Genomic DNA, 21,457 nt, shown 5'->3' on the forward strand with positions numbered 1-21,457 from the left:
GGTGTGGGACATGTCTGAGGTTCTCGTCGTCGTCGAAGCCACCGCGGAGTTCGGCGTCAAGAAGGTCACCCTGGAGATGCTCACTATCGCCCGTGAGCTTGGTAGCCCGTCGGCTGTGGTGCTCGGTGGCGCCGGTGCCGCCGAGGCCCTCGCGGGCAAGCTGGGCGAGTACGGCGCGGAGAAGATCTACGCGGCCGAGGGTGACGAGATCGACGGCTACCTGGTGGCACCGAAGGCCACCGTGGTCGCCGACCTGGTCCGGCGGGTGCAGCCCGCCGCGGTCCTGCTCGCCTCCTCCCAGGAGGGCAAGGAGATCGCCGCCCGACTTGCGGTCAAGCTGGACAACGGCATCCTGACCGACGTGGTGGGTCTGACCGCCGACGGCACCGCCACCCAGGTGGCCTTCGCCGGGTCGACGATCGTGAAGTCCAAGGTCACCCGGGGCCTGCCGCTGGTCACCGTCCGGCCGAACTCGGTCAACCCGACGTCGAACGCCACCACCGCCGCCGTCGAGCAGCTCACCGTCGCCGCCACCGACAGCGACAAGTTGGCCAAGGTCGTGGACCGGGTGGCCGAGCAGAAGGGTTCCCGTCCAGAGCTGACCGAGGCCGGCGTCGTCGTCGCCGGCGGTCGCGGTGTCGGCAACGCGGACAACTTCACGCTCGTCGAGGAGCTGGCCGACCTGCTCGGTGGTGCCGTCGGCGCCTCCCGGGCCGCGGTCGATTCCGGCTTCTACCCGCACCAGTTCCAGGTGGGCCAGACCGGCAAGACCGTCTCCCCGCAGCTCTACCTCGCGCTCGGCATCTCCGGCGCCATCCAGCACCGGGCCGGAATGCAGACCTCGAAGACGATCGTCGCGGTCAACAAGGACGGCGAGGCGCCGATCTTCGAGCTGGCCGACTTCGGGGTGGTCGGTGACCTGTTCAAGATCGTCCCGCAGGCCGCCGAGGAGATCCGTAAGCGCAAGTGAGTCGTACCCGGGCAGCCGCCGGCCGGAAACCCCGGACGGCGGCTGCGTCGTCGGTGGTGCGGGGGAGCTGATCGGCGGGGCGGGGAGCTGAACCGGCCCGCCGATCAGCCCGTCAGGGAGCCCCGCAGGAGACTGTCGCCGGAGTGGGCGGTGTCGTTGTCGAAGTCCTCGGCCGAGACGTCGACGACCGAGTACTGCCCCAGATCGACGTTCGGTGGCAACGGCAGCAGCACGTCGGAGCCGTCGCCGAGCACACCGACCGAGAACATCTCCATGTTCTGCGGGTTGATGAGCCAGACCTCGTAATACCCCGGTACGGCCGGGAGATTCGCCACGTGCAGATGCAACTCGCCGGTGCCCAGCACCCGGGCGTCACCCCGGGCCGCCGGTGGAGTCGCCCCGAACGCCGCCAGTGGGGCACTGGCCACCACGGTCTGCTCGACCGGCTCGCCGTCCCGTAGTACGGCGGCGGTGCCGATCACTCCGACGGCGGCGGCGGCCACCGCCGTGACGGCCGTCGTGGCGAGTCGGGACCAACGTCCGCGCCGCGAACGGCGGGCACCGGAGACCACAGCCGGGGGGATCGGGCCAGCCGGTTCGGCAAGGTCCGGCCGCTGCCGTCCGGCAGCGAGCCGGGGCAGTTCTTCCGCCGCTGTGATCTCGGCCATGATGCCCTGCCAGAGGTGTCCTGGCGGGTCGGGCAGGTCACGTATTTCCCGAGCGGCGGCGCCGAGGCCCGCGACGTGACGCAGTCCGTCCAGTTCCGCCCGGCAGTACGGGCAGGCGTCCAGGTGGGTACGGTCGGCGTTGTCCACCTCACTCTCACCGAGAGCCAGAAATACCAGCCGGTCGTGCTCCAGGTGCTGCACCGTCCACCTCCCATCTGCGTTTCAGACTGGCCATGCCCCGCCGGATGTGACTTTTGACCGTGCCGAGCGGCACCCCGGTCATCGTCGAGATCTGTTGGTGGGTCAGATCGTCGAAGAAAGCCAATTCCAGCATCCGCCGCTGGTCGTCCGGCAGCCGAGCCAACTCGTCGGCCACCACCAGCCGGTCGATCACGGTGTCCGGGTCACTACTGGTGGATTCCGGCTCGGGCAGTTGGCGTACGGTCTCGACCGCCCGGTCCTCCCGGGCAGCGGATCGCAGCCGGTCGATCACCTTGCGTCGGCCGATACCGAGCAGCCAGCCGACAAGTGAGCCCTTGGCCGGATCGAAGGTCTCCCGACCGAGCCAGGCGGCGACGAAGGTGGCCTGGGCCGCATCCTCAGCGTCGCTGCGGTTCACGAGCGTGCTGGAGGCCAGGTGGAGGACGATCCGGCCGTAGCGGTCGTAGGCCTCGCGTAGCGCCTGCTCGTCACCGGCGCGGAAGCGGTGGGCCAGCTCGTCCTCGGGTGTGCCCAATGGTTGCCGGAACCCTGTCACGAGAAGGTTCGCCTGGTTGGGGGCATGCCCGACTGTAGCTCGCACGGGTGCCGTCCCCTCTGTCAGCCCAGCGCCTCTCCCCGGTCTCTCTTCGTCTGCGCGGTGCCTTGCGGATGCGGGTGCGGGCGAGAAAGAAAGTCGTCGGCGCCCGCATCCGGCCGGCGACGACGCCGGCAAGGCCCGGCTGATCGTCCGGGCACACCGCCGCGTCACCGGCGGTCTGACGTCCCGCCAGGCAATCCGGACTTCGGTCAGCGTCGGAGTGGTCGTTAGGCTGAACCGTGATGGCTTACCTGGATCATGCCGCGACCACTCCGATGCTCGACGAGGCACTGGAGGCGTACGTCGCGACCGCCCGCGAGGTCGGCAACGCGTCTTCCCTGCACGCGTCCGGCCGGCGTGCCCGTCGCCGGGTGGAGGAGTCGCGGGAACGGGTGGCTGCCGCGCTCGGCGCCCGGCCCTCGGAGGTGATCTTCACGGGTGGTGGCACCGAGAGCGACAACCTCGCGGTGAAGGGCATCTTCTGGGCACGCCGGGACACCGACGAGCGGCGGCGCCGGGTGATCTCCAGTGCCGTCGAACACCACGCCGTCCTCGACGCGGTGGAATGGCTGGAGCAGCACGAGAACGCCGAGGTGGGCTCGCTGCCCGTTGACGGGTCCGGCCGGTTGCATCCGGACGCGCTCCGCGCCGAACTGGCCGAACACGGCGACCGGGCGGCGCTCGTCACCGCGATGTGGGCCAACAACGAGGTCGGCACCGTCCAACGGATCGGTGAACTGGCGGCCGTGTCCGCCGAGTACGGCGTGCCGTTCCACACCGACGCCGTCCAGGCCGTCGGTCAGGTACCGGTCGACTTCGCCGGCAGCGGTGTCGCCGCGCTCACCGTGACCGGTCACAAGCTTGGTGGCCCGGTAGGGGTCGGCGCGTTGCTGCTCGGCCGGGACGTGGCGGCGGTGCCACTGCTGCACGGTGGGGGACAGGAACGGGACGTGCGTTCCGGCACGCTCGACGCGGCCGGCATCGTCGCCTTCGCGGTCGCCGTCGAAGCGGCCGTCAAGGGCCAGCAGGAGTACGCGGCCGGGGTTGCCGAACTCCGTGACGACCTGGTGCGGCGAGTCCGCGAGGCGGTCCCGGAGGTCGTGTTCAACGGTGACCCGACCGATCGGCTTCCCGGCAACGCGCACTTCTCGTTCCCCGGCTGCGAAGGCGACGCGCTGCTGCTGCTGCTCGACGCCCAGGGCATCGCCTGCTCGACCGGCTCAGCCTGCTCGGCAGGGGTGGCACAGCCCTCCCACGTACTGCTGGCGATGGGGGCGGACGATGACCGGGCCCGTTCGTCGCTGCGCTTCTCCCTCGGCCACACGAGCACCACCGCCGATGTCGACGCGCTCATCGCGGCGCTGCCTGGAGCGGTGGAACGGGCCCGGCGGGCGGCGGGCGCGCGTACGCCACGGTGAGTCGGGCGGGGATAGGCTCGATGGGAAAGGAGAGTGGTCCGGGTGAGAGTGTTGGCGGCGATGTCCGGTGGCGTGGATTCCGCCGTGGCGGCGGCGCGGGCGGTACAGGCCGGGCACGACGTGACAGGTGTGCACCTGGCACTCGCCCGTAATCCGCAGACCTACCGCACCGGAGCCCGGGGCTGCTGCACCCTGGAGGACTCGCGGGACGCGCGGCGGGCCGCCGACGTTCTCGGCATTCCCTTCTACGTCTGGGACATGGCCGACCGCTTCCACGCCGACGTGGTCGACGACTTCGTCGCCGAGTACGCGGCGGGGCGTACCCCCAATCCGTGCCTGCGCTGCAACGAAAAGATCAAGTTCGCTGCGGTGCTGGACCGGGCCGTGGCCCTGGGGTTCGACGCGGTGGTCACCGGGCACCACGCCCGACTCGGCCCGGACGGCCTGCTGCGCCGCAGTGTCGACGTGGCCAAGGACCAGTCCTACGTGCTGGCCGTGCTCACCCGTGCGCAACTGGACCGCTCGATCTTTCCGCTCGGCGACTCGACGAAGGCGCAGGTTCGGCAGGAGGCCGCCGAGCGTGGGCTTGCGGTCGCCGACAAGCCGGATTCGCACGACATCTGCTTCATCGCCGACGGTGACACCCGGGGATTCCTGGCGCAGCGCCTTGGCGAGACTCCCGGCGACGTGGTCGACGCGACCACGGGTGCAGTGGTGGGGCAGCACGCCGGTGCGTACGCGTACACGGTCGGCCAGCGGCGTGGGCTGCACCTGGACCGGCCCGCCCCGGACGGTCGGCCCCGCTACGTGCTCTCCATCACCCCGAAGACGAACACCGTCACCGTCGGCCCGGCGGAGGCACTCGAGGTCGCGACGGTGAGGGCCGTCCGCCCGGTCTGGACCGGTGGCCCACGTCCGTCCGGCCCGGTCGAGTGCGAGGTGCAGTTGCGCGCCCATGGCGTGGTGGTACCGGCCGCCGTCACCGTCGACGACGGCACCCTTGACGCCGACCTGCGCCACCCGGTGCGTGGCGTGGCCGCCGGTCAGGCCATCGTCGCCTACCGCCCGGATCCGGCCGGTGACGTCGTCCTCGGCTCCGCCACCATCACCGGCTGACGACCCCGCTTCGCTGCGGCGGGTACCCTGCGGCGGTGAATGATCAGGGGTTGCCGTGGGGGGCGGGAGCGGCGACGGGACTGGGGTCGTTGCCGGGGACCGACATCGCCGAGGCGCAACGGATCGTCCTGGGTGAGCTGCCTGTCCTGCCGCACCTGCCGGAGCTGCCGGCCCGGGGACCGGGCGCCGACATGATCGGGCGTACCGGGGGCCTTCTCGTCGAGCTGCCGATCGAGCTGTACGCGGCCCGGTGGCGGGTGGCTCCGCGTCCTGGCCGCGACCTACGCCGGGCGCGCGACCTGATGGAACGCGACCTGGACCAGCTCGCCGAGCAGGCCGAGGAGTACGCCGGCCCACTCAAGATCCAGGCTGCCGGTCCACTGACCCTGGCCGCCTCGATCGAGTTGCCGGTCGGCGGTCGGATGCTGCGCGACCCCGGCGCGGTACGCGATCTGGCCGGCTCAATGGCTGAGGGGCTGCGCGGCCACGTCGAGGCGGTGACCCGCCGGTTGCCGCGTGCCTCGGTACTGCTCCAACTGGATGAGCCGGCCCTACCGGCGGTGCTGGCGGGCCGAATCCCCACCGAGAGTGGCCTCGGCGTCCACCGTGCAGTGGAGTCGGGTGAGGCCCGTGGGTTGTTGGGCACGGTGATCGAGACGGCCGGGGTGCCGACCGTGGTGCACTGCTGTGCCCCGGACGTGCCACTGGGCCTGCTCCGCTCCACCGGAGCGATCGGTGTGGCGCTCGATCTGAGCCTGCTCACCGACCTCGACCCACTGGGCGAGGTGCTCGACACCGGGTTCGGGCTGCTGGCCGGTGCCGCGTCGCCGACGCCCACCGGTCGCGCGCCGACCTCCGCCGAGCTGGCCGACCGGGTGCGTACCCTCTGGGACCGACTCGGGTTCCCACGTCGCCGACTCGCCGCACAGGTGGTGGTGACCCCCTCCTGCGGTCTGGCCGGCGCCGACGCGGCTTATGCCCGGGCGGTCCTCACGGCCTGCCGGGACGCCGGGCGACGGCTGTCCGAGCAGTGAGGGCCCGGCGACCCGCCCCGCGGCCGGCGGGCATCATCGCCCACACCGAACTCGGCAGCCGGTTCGGATCGCGTCCGGGCACGTCAGGACGGTTGGCGGCGGCATTGTCCGACCCGGGGACTACCGTTCGGGGGTAGCACGATCACGGGAGGTCGACAGCGGTGTCCGGAGGCGGCAGGGTGTCCGAGGAAGCGGTTCCCCAGCAGGGCGATGCGGCGATCGAGGCCGCCGGTCCGGAGCCGACGCCGCAGGTGCGGGAGCGGCACACCACACTCAGCCAGGAGCTGACCGAGCATCAGTACCGCTACTACGTGCTCGACGCACCGACGATCTCCGACGCCGACTTCGACCGTCAACTACGCGAACTGGAGGCACTGGAGGCGGAGTTCCCGGCGCTGCGCACCCCGGATTCACCGACCCAGCGGGTGGGCGGCACGTTCTCCACGGACTTCACCCCGGTCGCCCACGCCGAGCGGATGATGTCGCTCGACAACGCCTTCGCCGACGAGGAGCTGGCGGCCTGGGCTGAGCGGGTCGAGCGGGACGCCGGTGGTCCGGCACCCTTCCTGTGCGAGCCGAAGGTCGACGGCTTGGCCATCAACCTCACCTACGAGGGCGGCCGGCTGGTCCGGGCGGCCACCCGCGGCGACGGTCGCACCGGTGAGGACGTCACGGCTAACGTGCGCAGCATCCGGGATGTGCCCGGCCGGCTGACCGACTCGGCGGAGTTCGGTGCACCTCCGGCGTTGATCGAGGTACGCGGCGAGATCTACTTCCCGGTGGCGGCCTTCGCCGATCTCAACGCCGGCCTGGTCGAGCAGGGCAAGGCGCCCTTCGCCAATCCGCGCAACGCCGCAGCCGGCAGCCTGCGGCAGAAAGATCCACGGATCACCGCCTCCCGCCCGCTGCGCCTGGTGGTGCACGGCATCGGCGCCCGCCGCGGTTTCCAACCCTCCACCCAGTCCGAGTCGTACGCGGCGTTGACGGCGTGGGGGCTGCCCACGAGCGATCGCTGGCGGGTGGTGCCCGACCTGGCCGGTGTTCGGGACTACATCGCGTACTACGCGGCGCACCGGCATGACGTCGAGCACGAGATCGACGGTGTGGTGGTGAAGGTCGACCCGGTGCCCATCCAGGGACGACTGGGCTCGACCAGCCGGGCACCACGCTGGGCGATCGCCTTCAAGTACCCGCCGGAGGAGGTGAACACCACCCTGCTCGACATCGAGGTCGAGGTCGGGCGGACGGGTCGGGTCACGCCCCGGGCGGTGCTCCAGCCGGTGCTGGTGGCCGGCTCCACCGTCGAGTACGCCACTCTGCACAACGCGCGCGAGGTCGAACGTAAGGGGGTGCTGATCGGCGACACGGTGGTGATCCGTAAGGCCGGTGACGTGATCCCCGAGGTGCTCGGCCCGGTCGTGGATCTACGTCCGCCCGATGCTCGGGCTTTCGTCATGCCGACCGTCTGCCCTGCCTGCGGCACCCCGCTCGCCCCCGCCAAGGAGGGCGACGTCGACATCCGGTGCCCCAACTCGCGCAGTTGTCCAGCCCAGTTGCGGGAGCGGGTGTTCCACCTGGCCGGGCGCGGTGCGTTCGACATCGAGGCGCTCGGCTACAAGAGCGGTGCCGCGCTGCTCGACGCCCGGATCATCACCGATGAGGGCGACCTGTTCTCGCTCGACGCCGAGCGGCTGGCGGGTGCTTCGTTCTTCGTGAACAAGGACGGCAGTCTCGGCAGCAACGCCGTCAAACTGCTCGACAACCTCGCCACGGCCCGGGAGCGCGACCTGTGGCGGGTGCTGGTGGCCCTGTCCATCCGGCACGTGGGGCCGACCGCCGCGCAGGCGTTGGCCCGGCATTTCCGCTCCGTCGAGGCGGTCGACCGGGCGACGGAAGAAGAACTTTCCTCAGTGGACGGGGTCGGTCCGACGATCGCCGCGAGCATCCGTGAGTGGTTCGCCGTCGACTGGCACCGCGAGGTGGTCCGTAAGTGGGCCGAGGCGGGTGTCCGCATGGCGGAGGAGGCGGTTCAGGAGGGGCCACGCCCGCTTGAGGGGGTGACCGTGGTGGTGACCGGCACGCTCGGCGGGTTCTCCCGGGACCAGGCGGCGGAGGCGATCCAGTCTCGGGGCGGCAAGGTGAGCGGTTCGGTGTCGAAGAAGACCGGCTTCGTGGTGGTGGGCGACAACCCCGGCTCCAAGGCGGACAAGGCGGCCAGCCTGAAGGTGCCCGTACTCGACGAGGAAGGCTTCCGGGTGCTCCTCGATGCCGGCCCCGAGACGGCCAGGCAGGTGGCCCGCGTCGAGGAGTGATGATCTTTACGGCACTCTGCCGGATACCAACTTAATTACGACTACGACCGGTTCGTGACTGTCGCGTCGGGTAAGTGGGTGGTCTGGGCGTTTCATTGGGGCATGGCGCGTGAAACCACGGGCCGGTCCCGTGCCGGGAGGTGTGATGGCGTCGCCCGATCCGCGTAACCTTGTCCCTCCCGGGCGGACCGCTCAGTTCGCGACCTTCGTCGCGGCCGTACTCGTGGCGGCCGTGCTCGTCTCGGTGAACGGGCTGGCGTCCTTCGTCGCAGCGCTCCCCGATCTGCCGGCGGCGTTCTGGACGATGGCGGTACTCGCCGTGGCCTGCGACGCCCGCCCCTTCCTCCCACCCGGTCGAGGGCAGTCCTCCTCGGCCGTCTTCCCCTCGACCTGCTTCACCTTTGCGATCCTGCTCGGCTGGGGGCTCGGCCCCGCGGTCGCGGTGCAGGCGGTCGCGGTGGCGGTGTCCGGTGTCCGGATGCGGCACGCACCCTGGCGGACGGCATTCAACGCCGCGCAGTACGCCTGCGCGCTGGCCGCCGCGTACGCGATCACCCGGCTCGGCCCCGGCGGAATCTACGACGGCGCGACCCTGAGCTGGATCGACGTCGCCGCGATCGGCGGTGCCGGGGTCGCCTGGTTCGCAGTCAACTACGGGTTGGTCACCGCTGCGGTACGGCTACGTTTCGGCGAGCGGTGGTGGCCCACCGCGTGGCACGGACTGCCCTTCGAACTGCTCTCCACCGGGTCGTTGCTGCTGCTCGCGCCGGTGCTTGTCACCGCTGCACGGGCCAGCGCCGCCCTGGTGCCGCTGGTGCTGGTGCCGCTGTTCGCGGTCTACCGGATGGCCCGGCTCACCGTGGAGCAGCACCAACTGGCCGCACTCGACCCGCTCACCGGGCTACCGAACCGCAAGGCGTTGCTCACTGAGGTCAACGAGCAGGTGCACCAGCACGCGGGGCGGGCGGCCCGGGGCGAGCCGGGAACCCGTCTCGCCCTGCTGCTGATCGACCTGGACCGGTTCAAGAACGTCAATGACGCACTCGGTCATGCGGTCGGCGACCGGCTGCTGGTGGAGGTGAGCGCCCGGTTGACCGAGGTGGTCGCCCCGCCGCAGATGGTCGCCCGGCTCGGCGGCGACGAGTTCGCGATCGTGATGACCGGGATCACCGACGTCGGCGAGGCACGGACTCTCGCCAACCAGGTCGTCCAGGCTCTCGCCGAGCCGGTGGCGCTGGACGGGCTGCCGCTGGACGTCGGCGGTTCCATCGGCGTCGCCCTGTACCCGCAGCACGGCGAGGACTTCGCCACCCTGATGCGCCACGCCGACGTGGCGATGTACGACGCGAAGCACCGCAACGACACCGTCGCCGTGTACACCGCAGAGTCCGACCACAACTCGGCCGAGCGGCTGGGCCTGCTGGCCGATCTGCGTCGGGTGCTGGATGCGAACACGTCGGGGCGCCGCCACGCGCCATCGGCCGATGTGACCACCGTTCGTGGTGGCGACGGCGCGGTACTGCCCACCTCCGCGCCGCTTGCCGAGTCGACAGATGCCCCATGGTGGAGTAGGCGGCGACGCCGCCCCCGGATGGTGCACCACGATGACGAGCTGATCTCCCGGATCATCACCGGCGCGGACCCGACACTGCCCAGGGCGGCCCGCGACGCGGCGTCGGACACTGCGACGGCCGGCGTCACGCAGTGGTCCGGGGCCCGCGCCGGTGACCAGCCGGATTCCGGTGGAGGCGGAGCGGATCTGACCCTGCCGACCGCCGACGACCGTCCTGGTGCCGAGTCGGGCACCGACTCGGGCGAGATCATGATGTATTACCAGCCGCAGGTCGCCATCTCCACCGGGGAGGTGGTCGGGGTGGAGGCACTACTGCGTTGGCGGCACCCGCGTCGCGGAATGGTCGACCCGGAGGAGCTGATCCGGGTCGCCGAGCAGAGTGCGGTGATGCGGCTGCTCACCCGCCGGGTCGTCGACGACGTCGTGGAGCAGCTCGCCAAGTGGTCGGCCGCCGGCCTCGCACTGCGGGCAGCCGTGAACGTCAGCGTGCGTGACCTGCACAGCGGCGAGATCGCCGACCAGATCGCCGACCGGCTCACCCGCTACGGTCTGGCACCGGAGCGGCTGCAACTGGAGATCACCGAGGGTGCTCTGATGGCCGACCCGCGCCGGGTGCTCACCACGATCACCCGATTGCACCGGATTGGCGTGGGTATCGCGCTCGATGACTTCGGCACCGGGTACTCAAGCCTGCAACACCTACGCCGGCTACCGCTGTCGGAGGTCAAGGTCGACCGCTCGTTCGTCCTCGGGATGGCCGAGGACGCCGACGACGCGGCGATCGTACGTTCGACCATCGAGCTCGCCAAGGCGCTGGGTCTACGGGTGGTGGCGGAGGGTGTCGAGGACGAACGCACTTGGCGGATGTTGCACCTGGCCGGCTGCGACGCCGCCCAGGGGTGGTTCTACGCCCGGCCGATGCCGGCCGAGGAACTCGTCGCCTGGTTGGCCCGGTACCGTCCGCTGCGCCCGATCGGCGGTCTCGACGAGGCGGAGATCCCGCGCCGGCACGCCCGCTGATGGCGTTGGCCGGTGCCAGCCGGTGCGGTCGGGGAGGCGGCAACCGTCGGCCGGGCGGGAAACAATAGACTCGCTGCGGTCACCGCGTGTCGCCTACCCGGCAGCGGTGGGCGCAGGTCAGGTAGACGCAGAACAGCCACGAAGGGGGCACTGATGGCCGCCATCTCCCGCGAGGAGGTCGCGCACCTGGCGCGACTGTCGCGGCTCGCCGTGACGCAGGAGGAGTTGGACACCTTCGCCGGTCAGCTCGACGTGATCCTCCAGGCGGTCGCGCAGGTGGGCGAGGTCGCCGCCGCGGACATCCCGCCGACTTCCCACTCGGTGCCGCTGACGAATGTGCTCCGCGAGGACGTCGTGACGCCGGGCCTGACCCCCGAGGAAGCGTTGTCGGGTGCCCCCGACGCGGAGGAGCAGCGGTTCCGCGTACCGCGGATCCTGGACGAGGATGTGGCCTCATGACCGACGTCACCGCACTGACCGCGACGCAGATCGCCGGGCTCGTCGCCACCGGCGGGGCCTCGGCCGTCGAGGTCACCCAGGCCCACCTCGACCGCATCGCCGCCGTCGACGGTCGGATCAACGCCTTCCTGCACGTCGACACCGAAGGTGCGCTGGCAGCCGCCCGCGACATCGACGCCCGGCGCGCGGCCGGCGAGGAACTCGGGCCGCTGGCCGGTGTGCCGGTCGCCGTCAAGGACGTACTGACCACCAAGGGCGTGCCGACGACCGTCGGCTCGAAGATCCTCCAGGGTTGGCGTCCGCCGTACGACTCGACGATCGTGCAGCGGCTGCGCGCCGCCGGCACGGTGATGCTGGGCAAGACCAACATGGACGAGTTCGCGATGGGCTCCTCCACGGAGTACTCGGCGTACGGGCCCAGCCGTAACCCGTGGGACACCGACCGGATCCCGGGTGGCTCCGGTGGGGGAAGCGCGGCGGCGCTCGCCGCGTACGAGGCGCCGCTGGCGATCGGTTCGGACACCGGCGGATCGATCCGCCAGCCCGGCGCGGTCACCGGCACCGTCGGGGCGAAGCCGACCTACGGTGGCACCTCCCGGTACGGACTGGTGGCCTTCTCGTCCTCGTTGGACACTCCCGGCCCGTGTGCGCGTACCGTGCTCGACGCGGCGTTGCTGCACGCGGCGATCGGCGGGCACGATCCACGGGACTCCACCTCCATTCCGGCACCGGTGCCGGACGTGGTGGCCGCGGCGCAGCTCGGCGCCACCGGCGACCTGAGCGGGGTACGTCTCGGCATCGTCACGGAGTTCGGCGGCGAGGGCGCGGAGCCGGGCGTGACGGCAGCCTTCGACGAGGCCGTCGACACGCTCACCAAGCTCGGTGCGGAGATCGTCGAGATTTCCTGCCCACATTTCCGCTACGCGCTGCCGGCTTACTACCTCATCGCACCGAGTGAGTGCTCGTCGAACCTGGCCCGGTTCGATGGGGTCCGGTTCGGGCTGCGTACCGGCGACGACGGCAACCGGTCGCTTGAGGAGGTCATGTCGCTGACCCGGGAGGCGGGATTCGGCCCCGAGGTCAAGCGGCGCATCATACTCGGCACGTACGCGCTCTCCTCCGGCTACTACGATGCCTACTACGGGCAGGCCCAGAAGGTGCGTACGCTGATCACCCGCGATTTCACCGCGGCGTTCGAGCGGGTCGACGCGTTGATCTCGCCGACCACCCCGTTCGTCGCCTTCCCGCTCGGCGCACGGACCTCCGACCCGTACCAGATGTACCTGGCCGACCTGTTCACCATTCCGAGCAACCTGTACGGCGGTCCGGGTATCTCGGTGCCGTGCGGGCTCTCCGACGGGCTGCCGGTCGGACTTCAGGTGATGGCTCCGACGCTGGCCGACGACCGGATGTACCGGGTCGCCGCCGCGTTGGAGAGCGCCGTCGGCACGTTCACCCCACCGGCACTGTGAGGCAGGAGCACAGATGACCACGACACTGCCCGCGTACGACGAGGTCGTCGCGCGCTACGAGCCGGTGATCGGCCTGGAGACCCACGTCGAGCTGGGCACGAACACCAAGATGTTCTGCGGCTGCCCGACCGACTTCGGTGGCGAGCCGAACACCCGGGTCTGCCCGGTCTGCCTGGGGCTGCCTGGCTCGTTGCCGGTGGCGAACAAGGCGGCGATCGAGGCGACCATCCGGATCGGGTTGGCGTTGAACTGCTCCATCGCGACGTGGTGCCGGTTCGCCCGGAAGAACTACTTCTACCCGGACATGCCGAAGAATTTCCAGATCAGCCAGTACGACGAGCCGCTCTGTGTGGACGGCTACCTGGACGTGGAGGTCAACGGCGAGACGGTGCGGATCGGCATCGAGCGGGTGCACCTGGAGGAGGACACCGGCAAGTCGCTGCACGTCGGTGGCGCCACCGGTCGGATCCACGGTGCCACCGAGTCGCTCGTCGACTACAACCGGGCTGGCATCCCGCTCGTGGAGATCGTCACCAAGCCGATCGCGGGTACCGGTGCCCTGGCGCCCGAGGTGGCCCGCGCGTACGTCACCGAGCTACGCGACGTGCTGCGTGGTCTGGGTGTCTCCGACGTACGCATGGAGGAGGGCTCCCTGCGCTGCGACGTGAACACCTCACTGAACCTGCCCGGGCAGGAGTGGGGTACCCGCACGGAGACCAAGAACGTCAACTCGCTGCGGTCGGTGGAGCGGGCGGTCCGGTCGGAGATGCTGCGCCAGGCGGCGGTGCTCGGCGCGGGCGGCCGGATCACCCAGGAGACCCGGCATTTCCATGAGGACACCGGGGACACCACCCCCGGCCGGTCCAAGGAGACCGCCACCGACTACCGCTACTTCCCGGAGCCGGACCTGGTGCCGCTCGCCCCGGATCCGGACTGGGTGGCGCAGCTGAAGACCGCCCTGCCGGAGCTGCCCCGGTTGCATCGCCGTCGACTGCAGCAGGCGTGGGGGCTGTCCGAGGCGGACATGCAGTCGGTACTCAACGCCGGTGCGGTCGAGCTGATCGAGGCCACGGTGACGGCCGGTGCGACACCTGCGGCGGCCCGCAAGTGGTGGCTGGGTGAGCTGTCCCGGCGGGCCAACGAGACGGGCGTGGAACTGGCCGACGTCGGGGCCACCCCGGCCCAGGTCGCCGAACTTCAGGGTCTGGTGGACGCCGGTAAGCTCAACGACAAGTTGGCTCGTACGGTGCTCGAGGGCGTGGTCGCCGGTGAGGGTTCGCCGACCGAGATCATGACCAACCGCAACCTGGAGGTCGTCTCCGACACCGGCGCGCTGACCACCGCGGTGGACGAGGCGATCGCTGCCAACCCGGTGATCGCCGACAAGGTCCGCAGCGGCAAGGTTGCCGCTGCCGGTGCGCTGGTCGGCGCGGTCATGAAGACCACGAGGGGTCAGGCCGACGCCCAAACCGTCCGTACCCTCATCCTGGAGCGCCTAGGCGTCTCCGCCTGAACCAAGTCGATCATGAGGTTGGCGGCAGTCGTAGATCTTCAGATCGCCGCCAACCTCATGATCGACGAGCAGTTCACCCCTCGCGGAGGCGTCAACGGGGACGTCTGGATGGAGTTGACCGTGGAACAGCAAGACCTTGACGTGCTTGACGAGATCCAGCGGCGGGTGTTGTGGCTCGCCACCCGCATCGTGGACGCGGCGAACCACGATCGCGGTGCCGGCGACGGGGTGAAGGTCGGCGGGCACCAGGCATCCAGCGCCTCGCTCGTCACCGCGATGACCGCCCTGTGGTTCGCCCACCTGCACGCCGAGGACCGGGTGGCGGTCAAGCCGCACGCCTCGCCGGCGTTCCACGCCATCCAGTACCTGCTGGGCAACCTGGACCGGTCGTACCTGCCCCGGCTGCGGGCGCGCGGCGGACTCCAGTCGTACCCGTCACGGACGAAGGACCCGGACGAGGTGGACTTCTCCACCGGCTCGGTGGGTCTCGGAGCCGCCGCCCCGCTGTTCGCCGCGGTGACCCGGCGCTACGTCGACGCACACTTCGGAGCGCGGCCACACTCCCGGTTCGTCGCCCTGATCGGGGACGCCGAACTGGACGAGGGCAACATCTGGGAAGCCGTCGCCGACCCGGCCACCACCGGGCTGGGCAACGTGATGTGGGTGGTCGACTTCAACCGGCAGTCGCTGGACCGGGTCGTCCCCGGGGTGCGCATCGACCAGTGGCGCGGCCAGTTCGAGGCCGCCGGTTGGCACGTCGTCGAGGTGAAGTACGGCCGCCGGCTAGCCGAGGCGTACGACCGGCCCGGCGGCGCGGCGTTGCGCGACTGGATCGACGCGATGCCCAACGAGCAGTACCAGTCGCTGTTCGGCCTGACCGGTCCGACGCTGCGCAAGCAGTTCCTCGACGGTGCCCCCGAGGCCGTCGCGGCGCTGATCGCCGACGTGTCCGACGAAGAACTGGGCCCACTCGTCACCGACCTCGGCGGGCACGACCTGGCGGCGCTGCTCGACGCGTACGCCCAGTGTGACGCGGTGACCGACCGCCCGAGTGTGGTGTTCGCGTACACCGTCAAGGGGTGGGGGCTGCCGATCGCCGGCAACCCGCGCAACCACTCGGCCCTGCTGACCGGCGAACAGGTCGACGAGCTGCGCGCCGCGCAGGGGCTGACCCGGGACACCGAGTGGGACCGTCTCGACCCGGCCTCACCGGCCGGGATCCGGGCCGGGCAGCGTCGGGAGGCACTGTCCCGCGCGCCCCGCGAGCGTGCGCTCGGAGTCACCGTCCCGCAGACCACGAACGTACGCGCCAACAAGCCGATCTCCACCCAGGAGGTCTTCGGTCGGGTGCTCGTCGACCTGGCCCGAGATCGGCAGGTGGGGAAGTACCTCGTCACCACGGCACCCGACGTGGCCACCTCCACCAATCTGGCCGGCTTCATCAACAAGACCGGGGTGTTCGCACCCACCGCCCAGCGCTCCTGGTCCGAGGACCGGATGCTGCGTTGGACGGAAAGCCCCGAGGGCCAGCACATCGAGCTGGGCATCTCCGAGATGAACCTGTTCCTGCTGCTCGGCCAGCTCGGCCTGGCGTGGGACCTGTCCGGGCAGCCGCTACTGCCGGTCGGCACCGTCTACGACCCGTTCGTGCTGCGCGGGCTGGACGCCTTCCTCTACGGCACCTACTCCGGGTCCCGGTTCGTGGTCGCCGGCACGCCGTCCGGGGTCACTCTCGCCCCGGAGGGCGGTGCACACCAGTCGACGATCACCGCGAGCGTCGGCCTGGAGCTGCCCGGGGTCACGTTCGTCGAACCCGCCTACGCGGCAAGCCTCGACTGGCTGCTCTGCGACGCCTTCGGGCAGATCGCCGGCGCGGACCGGGCGACGCCGACGGCGGTGCCGGCCGAGGACGGGGCGTACTACTTCCGGCTCAGCACCCGACCGGTGGACCAGGCGCCGTTCGAAGCGGCCCGGGACCGGCTCGGCGACGCGGTACTACGCCGGCAGGTACTCGCCGGAGCGTACCGACTGGTCGACGCCCACCAGGCGTACCCACATCTGGCCGACGCGCCGACCGTACAACTGGCCGCCTCCGGTGCGGTGCTGCCCGAAGTGCTCGCCGCAGCGGCGGAACTCGCAGACGAAGGGGTCGCCGCCCATGTCGTGGACGTGACGAGTCTGGATCGCCTCTACCGGGCGTGGCAGCGAACGCTGCGCCAGGGCGTACGCACGGCGACGGTGCCTAGCGTGCCCGGCGCACTGCGGTCGGCTTTCGCCGACCGGGTGCCGGTGGTGACCGCGCACGACGCCGCCTCGCACGCCATGGCCTGGCTCGGCTCGGCGGTCGGCGCGCCTGCCGTCCCTCTCGGGGTGGACGAGTTCGGCCAGTCCGGCAGCGTCCACGACCTCTACGACCTGCACGACCTGCTCCCTGGCAGCATCGTCAACGCCGCATTGGCCGCCCTCTCCCTCCGTTGACCACCCGCTGCCCGCCGTCGGACCTTCCCGCCGCCAGTACCGGCCTTCCCCGATCCTCACCCACACCGCTGGCGGTTCCCGCCTGACAGTCCCGGTCTGGCCCGGTCCGGTCCGGCTTGCGGTGCCTGGCCGACCGCCAAGCCGCACCCACGCAAGCTGTACCCCATTAGAAAATCTTGGACATTTTCCGTTCGCCCAACGGAAAATGTCCAAGATCTCGCGGTTTCGAGGGTGGGTTGGGATCGCCCTGTAGCCGAGTTGCGTCAGCGGGTGGGGGTGGGGGTGGGGGTGATGCTCGTGGTGGGAGAGGGAGTGGCGACCAGGGCCGTTACCGGTGGGGCGATGACGGTGCGTTCGAGGTTCACCTGGGCCTGGCCGGTACCGCCCACGGTGATGTCGTCGTATGCCTGCAGTCGCTTCTCCTGATCGAAGTAGAGCACGGTCATCGCCAACGGAGTCGGCTCCTCGCCTTCGAGGCCCCGCAAGCCGGCGCCGCCGGTGGAACCCTGCACCATGAGCGTGGTGAGCTGCTGGTCGGGCACCTCGGGCAGGGTGTTGACCTGCCGGTTGTGGGTGTGCCCGGCGAGCACGAGCGGGCAGGTGCCGGACAGCGGGCCGGCGGCGGCCGGGTCGTGCACCAGCGCGATGTCGACAGGCCGGGGAGAACTGCGGATCGTGGCGGCGAGCGTCTCCCCATTGGTGATCATTTGGTCGGCGGTGGGCTGGTTGAGCCCACCGCTGGCCGGCGAGGTGCTCTTGTCCGGGGTGAAGCGGGGGTCGGCGATGCCGGCGATGGTCAGCCCGGCGACGGTGGCAGTGGTGTTGTCGAGCACGACCGCGTTGGGTTGGCGGGCTACCGCCGCGGCTGTCCGCCCCGAGTCGTGGTTACCCCGGATGTACACGTAGGGCTTGTCCAGCAGGCTGATCGACCCGACGTAGGACGCCTCCGGCTCGCTGCCCCAGTCGGTGATGTCGCCGGTGTCGATGACGACGTCGATGCCGAACTGCTCGGTCACGGTCCTGACGAGCTGCCAGGAACTCGGGTTGAGGTGCAGGTCGGAGATGTGCAGCACCCGGGTGGTGCCCGGCTCCGGCTCGTACACCGGCAGCGCCGACACTGTCGTGTAGAGCTGGGTGACGTTGCCGATGAGCCGCTGGAGCTGCTCGCCGTACCGGGTGTAGTCGTCGGCGATCTTACGTACGTCGCCGACGATCGCCGGGGCGTTGACCAGCAGCCCTTCGTACCGGGGTTCCTCGATCGACTCGGGTCGGATGGTCGTGGCAGCGGTGCCCAGGCTACCGGCGGTGACCAGCAGCGCCAGGCCACCGGCCCAGGCCGCCCGGCGGGTGTCGCGGAACACCAGCAGCGCAAGCACGAGGGTGGCCAGTACGGCTGAACCGACGGTACGCAGCCCGAGTCTCAGCACCCCGTCCCGAACCTCGTCGACCGCCGACTGGGTGGCCCGGTTGAGGCCCGCCGGGTCGCCGATCAGCGCCTCCACGCGGCTCTGCTCCAGCGCGCCAAGCTCCACGGTGAGGCGGGTCGGCCCGTCATGGCTGTTGAGTAGCAGCGAGCCAAGCGGGGGGATGTCGACGGTGGTGCCACCATCTGTTGTCGGCGAAACGGAGAGCCGGGCATGGAACGGCCCGATGTCGGTGCCCATGTTTCCGCCCGCCAGGACACCGGCGACCACGCCGAACAGTGTCACGACCAGCACGGCCAGGGCGATGGCGAAGCGGTGTAGGCCCCGATGCCACTCTCGGCCACTGTGCGCTGCGGTGGGGCGTCGCATCGGTGGGAAGCGTCGCGGCCGACCGGGGGGCGTGTCCCCGGCCCGATCGCGGCGTGGCTCGTCGTTCTGCTGACCGTCCATGATGAGATTCTTACCTGTCCGCCTTGGGATCTCGGCAGCGACGCGTCATGGTCGCCTCAACTGCGTCCGGCTCCGCCCCCGGCGAAGACGAGGCGCAGCAACCGGTCGTCCTCGGGTGCCGGTCGGCCCCGCCCGTCGTGGTTGGAGGTGCTGACCCAGAGCGAACCGTCCGGCGCGGCGGCGACTGCGCGCAGCCGCCCGTACCGTTCGGTGAGCAGTGCCTGCGGCTGGCCGAGAACGGTGCCGGTTTCGGTCAACTCGACCAGCCAGAGTCGTTGACCGCGCAGGCAGGCGGTGGCGAGCATCTGCTCGACGGCGGCCAGGCCGGAGCAGGACGCCTCGTCGGTCGACCATTGCACGATCGGGTCGACGTAGCGGTCGTCGCCGCCGCGTCCCTCGACCTCGGGCCAGCCGTAGTTCTTGCCCTTGGTGATCTGATTGATCTCGTCCCAGGTGTTCTGACCGAATTCGACGGCGAACATCCGGTCGCTGGACCAGGCGATGCCCTGCACGTTGCGGTGGCCCAGGGACCAGACCGGGGAGTCCGGGAAGGGGTTCCCGGGTGCCGGCTTCCCCTCCGGTGTGATTCGCAGGATCTTGCCTCCGAGCTGGTCGACGTCCTGTGACTGGTCGGTGTCCCCGGCGTCTCCGGTGCTGACGTACAGCTGACCGTCGGGGCCGAACGCCAAGCCACCACCGTTGTGGATGCCGGCCTTCGGGATACCGGTGAGGATCGGGGTCGGTTCTTCACCGAGTCGAAGCCGAGCCACCCGGTTGTCCCGTTCGGCCGTGTAGTACACGAATATCGTCTGATCCTGGGTGAACTCCGGGGAGACCGCGATGCCGAGCAGGCCACCTTCGCCGGAAGCGACCACGTCGTCGATGGTCTGCACCTCGGTGACTTTCAGACCGTCGGTGGTCGACTCCGGCCCGACCTGGACGATGCGGCCACTGTCGCGTTCGGTGACCAGGGCTCCGCCGTCGGGCAGGAAGGCGATTCCCCACGGCACCCGCAGCCCCTGGGCGAGTTCGGTGGCGACCACCTCCTGGTCGCCGTTGCCGACCTGGGCCGTCGGACTGGGCAGGTTCGGTGGCTCGCCGGCCGGGTCGGGCTCGGGGTCACCGAGGCTGCAACCACTGGCGACGAGCAGCAGTGCCGCGCAGGACGCGCCGAGGGTGGCACGAACCTGGCGGGCGCCACGAGTGTGACGGGCGCGACGGTACGGGGGAGCGCTCACCCGGCCCAGAGTAGCCCGCCGGGGCCGACCGCGTGACAGGCGACGCGGGTGCCCATCGCAGGGCAGCCGGTACCGGCGCCTATCGTCGGCGAGGTGAAGGTCTGGATCCCGCACGATTCCGGGCGTGCCCTGCTCGGTGAGCTGCCGTCGGAGGTCATCGTCGAGACGGTGGAGGACCCGGCGAAGCTGCCGTCGCCGAAGGCCGGCGTCCAGTTCTGGGTGCCGCCCTTCCTGGCCGGACGCAAAGCTGTGGGCCTGCTGCACGAGCTGCCCGATCTGGCGGTGGTGCAGCTCCTCTCCGCCGGTGCCGACGTCTGGGTGGGTCGGATGCCTGACGGTGTCACGCTCTGCGACGCCCGTGGGGTGCACGACCCGTCCACCGCCGAGTGGGTGGTCGCCGCGATCCTCTCCCAGTTGCGCGGCTTCCCCGCGATGGCTCGGGCGCAGGCCCGGCGACGGTGGGCGTACGACGAGGTGGCCCCCACCGACGAACTGGCCGGCAAACGGGTGTTGATCGTGGGCGCGGGGTCGATCGGTACCGCGCTGCGGGCTCGGCTGACGCCGTTCGAGGTGGAGTTCGTGCTGGTGGCTCGGACCGCCCGGCCCGGGCACGGGGTGCACGGTGTGGACGAGTTGCCGCGCCTACTGCCACAGGCCGACGTCGTGGTGCTGCTGGTGCCGTTGACCGAGCAGACCCGGGGGCTGGTCGATGAGACGTTCCTCGCCGCGATGCGCGACGGTGCCCTGCTTGTCAACGCCGCCCGGGGTCCGGTGGCCCGGACCGAGGCCCTGGTCGCCGAGCTGGGCACCGGCCGGATCTGCGCCGCGCTGGACGTGACCGACCCCGAGCCGCTGCCCGCCGACCACCCGCTCTGGGCGATGCCGAACGTGCTGATCACGCCGCATGTGGCCGGCTCGGTGCGGGGCCTGCTGCCCCGGGCGTACCGCCTGGTCGGTGAGCAGATCCGACGTTTCGTGGCCGGTGAGCCGCCGCGTAACGTGGTGGTGGACGGCTACTGATCCGCTTCGGTGGTGTCGCGTCCGGCTGCCGCCACCAGCCTCGGCAGGTCCTCACCCCGTACGGCCGGGAGCACGAACCGTCGGCCGTCGTCGAGCTGGGCGATCGCCCGCCCGCGAGGGTCGGCTGCGAGTTCGACCACCTGGTCCCAGGAGATCTGCCGCTCTCCGGCGAGCGCGCGTACCCGTAGCCCGCGCATGTCGGCGTCGGTGCCGGCCCGCCACGCCCAGACCGCCACCGACAGCGGCACCAGCAGCACCGGCAGCAGATAGGGACGGGAACTGGCCAGCGGCAGTGCGCCGATGGTGGCCACGATCGCCGCGACCAGGATGGCCTGGTTGTGCCGGAATCGTGCGGTCTCGGTGCGAGGCATGACCAGATGATCCCACCCGGGTGGAACCGGCCGGCGGTGGGCCGAGGCCACCGCGGCGTGGTCATTCGTAGAGGTCGGCCCGCCACTCCGCTCGACGATCGGTTGCGGTAACCTGACTCACT

General features: G+C 70.7%; 16 protein-coding genes. 11 read left to right on the plus strand and 5 right to left on the minus strand.

Features of this window, described 5'->3' with window-relative positions:
* Positions 1 to 10 precede the first annotated feature (10 nt).
* The gene (locus HCA58_RS14160) at positions 11 to 970 is read left to right on the plus strand and encodes an electron transfer flavoprotein subunit alpha/FixB family protein (RefSeq protein WP_169598293.1); all 960 of its coding nucleotides are present in this window, start codon (positions 11 to 13) and stop codon (positions 968 to 970) included.
* A 104-nt stretch (positions 971 to 1,074) separates the two neighbouring features.
* On the opposite strand, the gene HCA58_RS14165 is transcribed toward HCA58_RS14160, so the two are convergent.
* Positions 1,075 to 1,839, minus strand: a complete 765-nt coding sequence (locus HCA58_RS14165) for an anti-sigma factor (protein WP_169598294.1) — start codon at positions 1,837 to 1,839, stop codon at positions 1,075 to 1,077.
* Positions 1,793 to 2,374, minus strand: a complete 582-nt coding sequence (locus HCA58_RS14170) for an RNA polymerase sigma factor (RefSeq protein ID WP_240956217.1) — start codon at positions 2,372 to 2,374, stop codon at positions 1,793 to 1,795. Before HCA58_RS14170 ends, HCA58_RS14165 begins: the two co-directional genes overlap by 47 nt.
* A gap of 305 nt (positions 2,375 to 2,679) precedes the next feature.
* Here HCA58_RS14170 and HCA58_RS14175 point away from each other — a divergent pair, with 305 nt between their 5' ends.
* The 9 genes from HCA58_RS14175 (at position 2,680) to HCA58_RS14215 (ending at position 16,832) form a co-directional block, all read left to right on the plus strand.
* Positions 2,680 to 3,855 (plus strand): cysteine desulfurase family protein, encoded by a 1,176-nt coding sequence (locus HCA58_RS14175; RefSeq protein ID WP_169598295.1) that lies wholly within the window; start codon positions 2,680 to 2,682, stop codon positions 3,853 to 3,855.
* A gap of 42 nt (positions 3,856 to 3,897) precedes the next feature.
* A complete protein-coding gene (mnmA, locus tag HCA58_RS14180) occupies positions 3,898 to 4,971 on the plus strand; it encodes a tRNA 2-thiouridine(34) synthase MnmA (RefSeq protein WP_169598296.1) in 1,074 nt (357 codons plus the stop codon).
* A gap of 35 nt (positions 4,972 to 5,006) precedes the next feature.
* Complete coding sequence (locus tag HCA58_RS14185; RefSeq protein ID WP_169598297.1) at positions 5,007 to 6,005, plus strand: methionine synthase; 999 nt, start codon at positions 5,007 to 5,009, stop codon at positions 6,003 to 6,005.
* 179 nt (positions 6,006 to 6,184) lie between these two features.
* Positions 6,185 to 8,317: an NAD-dependent DNA ligase LigA gene (gene ligA / locus HCA58_RS14190; protein ID WP_169598298.1), complete on the plus strand. Its 2,133-nt coding sequence runs from the start codon at positions 6,185 to 6,187 to the stop codon at positions 8,315 to 8,317.
* A gap of 145 nt (positions 8,318 to 8,462) precedes the next feature.
* The gene (locus HCA58_RS14195) at positions 8,463 to 10,910 is read left to right on the plus strand and encodes an EAL domain-containing protein (protein ID WP_169598299.1); all 2,448 of its coding nucleotides are present in this window, start codon (positions 8,463 to 8,465) and stop codon (positions 10,908 to 10,910) included.
* Between the two features lie 153 nt (positions 10,911 to 11,063).
* Positions 11,064 to 11,369, plus strand: a complete 306-nt coding sequence (gatC, locus tag HCA58_RS14200; RefSeq protein ID WP_169598300.1) for an Asp-tRNA(Asn)/Glu-tRNA(Gln) amidotransferase subunit GatC — start codon at positions 11,064 to 11,066, stop codon at positions 11,367 to 11,369.
* Complete coding sequence (gene gatA / locus HCA58_RS14205) at positions 11,366 to 12,841, plus strand: Asp-tRNA(Asn)/Glu-tRNA(Gln) amidotransferase subunit GatA (RefSeq protein WP_169598301.1); 1,476 nt, start codon at positions 11,366 to 11,368, stop codon at positions 12,839 to 12,841. The genes gatC and gatA overlap by 4 nt, the downstream gene beginning before the upstream one ends.
* A gap of 13 nt (positions 12,842 to 12,854) precedes the next feature.
* Positions 12,855 to 14,354, plus strand: a complete 1,500-nt coding sequence (gene gatB, locus HCA58_RS14210; protein WP_169598302.1) for an Asp-tRNA(Asn)/Glu-tRNA(Gln) amidotransferase subunit GatB — start codon at positions 12,855 to 12,857, stop codon at positions 14,352 to 14,354.
* Between the two features lie 120 nt (positions 14,355 to 14,474).
* On the plus strand, positions 14,475 to 16,832 hold the full coding sequence (locus HCA58_RS14215) for a pyruvate dehydrogenase (RefSeq protein ID WP_169598404.1): 2,358 nt from the start codon (positions 14,475 to 14,477) through the stop codon (positions 16,830 to 16,832).
* Between the two features lie 263 nt (positions 16,833 to 17,095).
* Here HCA58_RS14215 and HCA58_RS14220 read toward each other — a convergent pair whose 3' ends face one another.
* Positions 17,096 to 18,706, minus strand: a complete 1,611-nt coding sequence (locus HCA58_RS14220) for a metallophosphoesterase (protein ID WP_169598303.1) — start codon at positions 18,704 to 18,706, stop codon at positions 17,096 to 17,098.
* A gap of 56 nt (positions 18,707 to 18,762) precedes the next feature.
* A complete protein-coding gene (locus HCA58_RS14225; RefSeq protein WP_346775987.1) occupies positions 18,763 to 19,944 on the minus strand; it encodes a PQQ-dependent sugar dehydrogenase in 1,182 nt (393 codons plus the stop codon).
* Between the two features lie 93 nt (positions 19,945 to 20,037).
* Between HCA58_RS14225 and HCA58_RS14230 the strand changes: the two genes are divergently transcribed.
* On the plus strand, positions 20,038 to 20,964 hold the full coding sequence (locus HCA58_RS14230) for a 2-hydroxyacid dehydrogenase (RefSeq protein WP_169598304.1): 927 nt from the start codon (positions 20,038 to 20,040) through the stop codon (positions 20,962 to 20,964).
* On the opposite strand, the gene HCA58_RS14235 is transcribed toward HCA58_RS14230, so the two are convergent.
* Complete coding sequence (locus tag HCA58_RS14235; RefSeq protein WP_169598305.1) at positions 20,958 to 21,335, minus strand: PH domain-containing protein; 378 nt, start codon at positions 21,333 to 21,335, stop codon at positions 20,958 to 20,960. The two genes, HCA58_RS14230 and HCA58_RS14235, sit on opposite strands and share 7 nt — an antisense overlap.
* Positions 21,336 to 21,457 lie beyond the last annotated feature (122 nt).

The organism is Micromonospora sp. HNM0581 (assembly GCF_012726175.1).
GTDB lineage: Bacteria > Actinomycetota > Actinomycetes > Mycobacteriales > Micromonosporaceae > Micromonospora.

Coding starts and splice junctions, on each gene's coding strand:
- gatC (WP_169598300.1), top strand. CDS start 11,064: ATGGCCGCCATCTCCCGCGAGGAGGTCGCGCACCTGGCGCGACTGTCG.
- HCA58_RS14235 (WP_169598305.1), bottom strand. CDS start 21,335: ATGCCTCGCACCGAGACCGCACGATTCCGGCACAACCAGGCCATCCTG.
- gatA (WP_169598301.1), top strand. CDS start 11,366: ATGACCGACGTCACCGCACTGACCGCGACGCAGATCGCCGGGCTCGTC.
- HCA58_RS14175 (WP_169598295.1), top strand. CDS start 2,680: ATGGCTTACCTGGATCATGCCGCGACCACTCCGATGCTCGACGAGGCA.
- HCA58_RS14160 (WP_169598293.1), top strand. CDS start 11: ATGTCTGAGGTTCTCGTCGTCGTCGAAGCCACCGCGGAGTTCGGCGTC.
- HCA58_RS14195 (WP_169598299.1), top strand. CDS start 8,463: ATGGCGTCGCCCGATCCGCGTAACCTTGTCCCTCCCGGGCGGACCGCT.
- gatB (WP_169598302.1), top strand. CDS start 12,855: ATGACCACGACACTGCCCGCGTACGACGAGGTCGTCGCGCGCTACGAG.
- HCA58_RS14220 (WP_169598303.1), bottom strand. CDS start 18,706: ATGGACGGTCAGCAGAACGACGAGCCACGCCGCGATCGGGCCGGGGAC.